The 5,056-nt window shown below is 43.4% G+C and carries 3 protein-coding genes and 1 pseudogene; all 4 read left to right on the top strand.

The features are described 5' to 3' along the window. The coding region (locus AB5H98_RS12635) for a sodium ion-translocating decarboxylase subunit beta (RefSeq protein WP_367926250.1) at window positions 1-218 on the top strand (218 nt) is incomplete at its 5' end. A gap of 131 nt (window positions 219-349) precedes the next feature. Next, on the top strand, window positions 350-2,881 hold the full coding sequence (locus tag AB5H98_RS12630; protein WP_367926249.1) for an ATP-dependent helicase: 2,532 nt from the start codon (window positions 350-352) through the stop codon (window positions 2,879-2,881). Between the two features lie 18 nt (window positions 2,882-2,899). Continuing rightward, on the top strand, window positions 2,900-3,574 hold the full coding sequence (locus AB5H98_RS12625; protein ID WP_367926251.1) for a dTMP kinase: 675 nt from the start codon (window positions 2,900-2,902) through the stop codon (window positions 3,572-3,574). After that, window positions 3,531-5,050 (top strand): annotated as a pseudogene (mltG, locus tag AB5H98_RS12620) (endolytic transglycosylase MltG). The gene AB5H98_RS12625 and the pseudogene mltG overlap by 44 nt, the downstream one beginning before the upstream one ends. Window positions 5,051-5,056 lie beyond the last annotated feature (6 nt).

Below are 5,056 nucleotides of genomic sequence, written 5' to 3'. Positions count from 1 at the left end.
TAATGTGCTGGGTAACCAAAGGACAGGTAAACCCGTTGATTGGTTCTGCAGGCGTTTCTGCAGTTCCTATGGCTGCTCGTGTGTCTCAGAAAGTGGGTCAGAAAGAAAATCCCCAGAACTTCCTGTTGATGCATGCGATGGGACCGAACGTGGCCGGTGTTATTGGCAGTGCGGTTGCCGCGGGAATTTTGATCAACATGCTCAAAGCTTGTGTCTGATTGTTTCATTAATTTTGAAAAAAAGCTGCTCCTTTTTGGAGCAGCTTTTCTTTCTTTTGCGGTGTATTTATGGTATACTGTACGTGTTTTGGATGCACTACATTTCAGTACTAGAAGAATAGGGGAACTTCATGGACGGTTCATTAGAAACAAAATTTCTTTCTTTGCGTAAACAATACATTGAAATGCAGTTTGGAAGATTGAATTCCATGCAAAAGGAAGCGGTGTTTTTTACACAGGGCCCTTTGTTGATTTTAGCTGGGGCAGGAAGTGGAAAAACGACTGTTCTTGTGAATAGAATTGCGAACTTGATTCGTTTTGGAAATGCATATCAGTCGACACAGGTCCCAGCGGGAGTAGGGATCGAACAGGTCAATGAATTGGAAAGTTTGATTCAAAATGGCGGATGCCCTTCAGAAGGACTAACCCGTTTTTTGTCAGAGCGTCCTATATGGCCTTATCACATTCTTGCTATTACATTTACAAATAAGGCGGCGGGAGAATTAAAAAATCGTCTCTCTGTTATGTTGGGAGAGGCTGGGCAAGATGTGCATGCATCTACCTTTCATTCTGCCTGTGTTCGCATCTTACGTCGGGATGCAGAGAGATTGGGATATCCCAAAAGTTTTACCATCTACGACACGGATGATCAGCAACGTGCAATGAAAGAAATTTACAAAGCGTTAAATGTGGATGATAAGTTTTTACCAATTAAAGCAGCAATTTCGAACATTGGGCGTTTAAAGGATAAAATGATTAGTCCAAAGGAGGCTTTGGCAGCTCCTGCAGATACCCGTATGGGTCTGATTGCAAAAGTTTATGATGCTTATCAAAAAAAATTGCTACAGGCCGGCGCCATGGATTTTGACGACCTGATTTATCAAACGGTACGTTTGCTGCAAGAATGCGAGGACGTAAGAGATTTTTATCAGGCGAGGTATCGGTATGTTTTGGTAGACGAGTACCAAGACACCAGTGTAGCACAGTTTCAGTTGGTTTACTTGCTGGCGGGGCTGCACCAAAATGTTTGCGTGGTAGGCGATGATGATCAGAGTATTTATCGATTCCGTGGTGCGACAATCGAAAATATTTTGAATTTTGAGGAGCATTTTCGCGGAGCAAAGGTGATTCGTCTAGAGCAAAACTATCGGTCTACATCAACCATTTTAGATGCGGCAAACTGTGTTATTCAAAACAATCAGGCCCGTAAAGGTAAAACATTGTGGACGAATAATGGACAAGGCGATCGTATACTTTGCTATGAAGCGGATTCTGAAATGGATGAAGCGGCGCATGTTGCTACAATTATTGGACAAAATCTTCGAAAAGGTGCAAAATTGCGCGACCACGCAATTTTGTATCGGATGAATGCTCAGTCGGGGCCGATTGAGACTTATTTTGCCCGTGCAGGAATCCCCTACAAAATTGTGGGTGGACAACGTTTTTACGACCGCAAAGAAATCAAGGATATTTTGGCTTATATGGCAATTGTGGCAAATCGGCAGGACGATTTACGATTGCGGCGGATTATTAATGAACCAGCTCGTAAAATTGGAGCGGCCACAATTCAAAATGTCGCGGATATTGCCGCCGGGTTGGGAGTTCCAATGTTGGATGTGATTCAGAATTGTTATGATTACCCATCCTTGGCAAGAGCGGCAGGAGCACTTCAAAAGTTTTATGCGATTTACCAAGCACTTTTAAAAGCATATGAATCGATGCCTTTGGATGGCTTTGTAACAGAACTTTTGGAAGTGACAGGATATCGTGCGATGTTAGAGGCGTTGGATGAGGAGGGACAATCACGTCTCGAAAATATTGGCCAACTTGTTTCAAGCGTAAAAACGTATGCAGATCAAAAGGGGCTGGATGCTTCTTTGGAAGGTTTTTTGGAAGAAGTTGCTTTGATCAGTGATATTGATAGCTACGATGAGCAAGCAGATGTAGTTGTTTTGATGACTATGCACGCTGCAAAAGGGCTGGAATTCGATTATGTGTTTATTGTTGGATTGGAAGAAGGTATTTTTCCAAGCGAGATGAGCCGATATTCCAATGAGGATTTGGAAGAAGAACGACGCCTTTGCTATGTAGGAATTACACGAGCCAGAAAAGAACTTTATCTTTCGAGTGCGAACTCTAGAATGATGTTTGGTCAGACAAGAAGAAACAAACATTCTCGATTTTTGGATGAGATTGATCCACAACTGCTTACTATGGAACAGAGTCCGACTGTTCGACAAATGCAATTGGCACGCCAACGGTATCAAAGTGGTTTTGGAGATAGAACTGTTTCTCAAAATGGCTATTTGAATTCGGAGTATAATCGTACTCTTACGAACAGAGGATATGGACAAGCTCCGGTAAATATTACAGTGCGCTCTCGAACTTCGGGAACATCGACGCCCAGTGCAAAAAGTGGGCAGGGCAGAATGGCATCTGCAATTCAGGCGGGAGCAGTTACGGCGCGGAAATACACAGCCACGGAGACATCTGCATCCGATAAGCAATTCCATGTAGGCGATACTGTGGAACATAAAGTCTTTGGCCGAGGCGTGGTGCAAAAAGTTACACCTGTAGCCGGAGATACCATTGTTGAAATTCGCTTTGAAAAAGCGGGCATAAAGAAGACAATGGCCAATTATGCTCCTCTAAAGAAGGTCTAAGGACAGAAGGAAGGAAACATTTTGAATGGAAAGCTGATTGTTCTGGAGGGCTTGGATGGAAGTGGAAAGGCCACTCAGACAGAGCTGCTTTGGAAAGCACTTTCTGGCATTGGATACCCAGTAAAGAAAGTGACGTTCCCCAATTATGATAGCCCTTCTAGCGCACTTGTTAAAATGTACTTGGCTGGGGATTTTGGAAAGGATGCAGAAAGTGTAAATGCCTATGCCGCCTCCAGCTTTTATGCGGTGGATCGTTATGCTAGTTACCGCATGGAGTGGGCATCTTTTTACGAAAATGGCGGTATCGTTTTAGCAGACCGCTATACCACTTCCAATGCGATTCATCAGTGCGCAAAATTGCCGCGTACCCAATGGCAGGAATACCTTTACTGGTTGTCTGATTTTGAATATAATAAAATAGGTATTCCAAAGCCGGATTTAGTTGTTTATTTAGATGTAGCACTTGATGTGTCTCAGAGATTATTGACTGAGAGATATAAAGGTGATGAAGGGAAAAAGGATATTCATGAAAAGGATCTTCACTATTTAGAGCACAGTCGAGATGCAGCCCAGTATTGTGTGGAGCAATTGGGATGGACACGAATTGAGTGTTCAAAGGATGGAACAATGAGAACTCGTGAGGAGATTCATGCGGATATCCGAAACCTGGTGGAGCGAATGTTCCAAAAATAAAAAACAGAGGTGCGAGATGGACGAAAATATTTTGTCGCCGAAGGAACAGGAATATGTAGAGAAGTTGGCGCAGGTGTATGTTGCATTGGCTCAGCTTTCGCCGGAGCAACAACGGCAGTATGCGGACAAAATCAAAGAATTGCGCAGCAGACTGGAACGTCTTACTCCCGAAGAGAAGAAAGCGTACGATGAAAAACTTCGCCAGTTGGTTCGTCAAGTACGTGATAAAGAGAAAACAAATGCACCAGAAGAGTCGAAGCCATTAAAAGAAACTCAGCCCATGGAGGATTCTTCTTACGAAGAGGATGCTCGAGACTATAAACAATTTGAGCACAATGAAGAGCCTTTGGTTGAAGAAGAAGAGGAGGCTGTTCAGGAAAAGCCCCGGAAAAAGAAAAAGGGATTGGGGTGTTTCTTTGTTATCCTTATTGTTTTGATCCTTCTCTTTGCTGCGGTAGGATTGGGCGGAACCGCAGTTCTTAGAGAAATCAATGGCAGCCGTGGACAAGTGATTACAACGGCTACTGTTGAAATTGAGCAAGGCGCAGGACCTCTTACCATAGGATCGAGTTTGGAAGAGGCCGGAATTATCCAATCCGCGCAGATTTTCCGGATTTATGTAAAACTGGAAGGTGTGGCCCCATCGCTGCAGTATGGTAGTTTTGAACTGACTTCAGATATGACATATGATGAAATTCTGGAGGCTTTACAGCAGCCGCAGGACAACCGAGAGACCGTACGTGTTACTTTCCCCGAAGGAATTCCAGCGGTGCAGTTTGCACAGCGTATGGAGGAAGCGGGATTGTGTACTGCGGAAGAGTTTTTGGATGTGGCAAATAATGGCGACTTTAGCCAGTTTACTTTCTGGAACAAGCGTGATGAGGACCCCAATCAATTCATGCCGTGTGAAGGCTATCTTTTCCCGGATACGTACGACTTCTTTGTGGGGGATGACGTGGTGAGTTTGATAACAAATTTACAGAGGAAATGTATCAACAGGTAGAGCAAATGGGATTTACTCTTTCTGAATTTGTTACATTGGCCTCTATTGTTCAGGAGGAAGCAGGCAGTGCCGAACATCAGGCAGATGTTGCAGCAATTTTTATGAATCGTCTCGCTCCCAACTCACCGGTTCCGCGTTTAGAGAGTAATTGTGCAAGTTATATCCAGAATGATAATGATAACAATTATATCAATAATACAATTGCGCCTTATTATGGTGGATGGGAAAATATTCCGCAAAATATTATTGACAATTACGATACCTATAATGTGGAAGGACTTCCTGCTGGTCCAATTTCCAATCCGGGTTTAGAAGCAATGACCAATACGCTGCGCTATGCGGAAAGTCCGTATTATGGGGATTATTATTTCTTTGTGACGGATACGCTTGGCAATTATTATTTTAATAAGACGGCAGAAGAACATCAGCAACAAGTAGATAAACAGAAGGCGGAAGGGACAATGCCAGGTTAAAGAAAA

Source organism: uncultured Ruthenibacterium sp., assembly GCF_963558415.1.
Lineage (GTDB): Bacteria > Bacillota > Clostridia > Oscillospirales > Ruminococcaceae > Ruthenibacterium.
The sequence above is the reverse complement of the archived record's forward strand: the minus strand, read 5'-3'. Positions and strand labels throughout refer to the sequence as shown.

Excerpts from the sequence above, each read along its gene's own strand:
- AB5H98_RS12630 (WP_367926249.1), top strand. The coding sequence starts at position 350 with ATGGACGGTTCATTAGAAACAAAATTTCTTTCTTTGCGTAAACAATAC.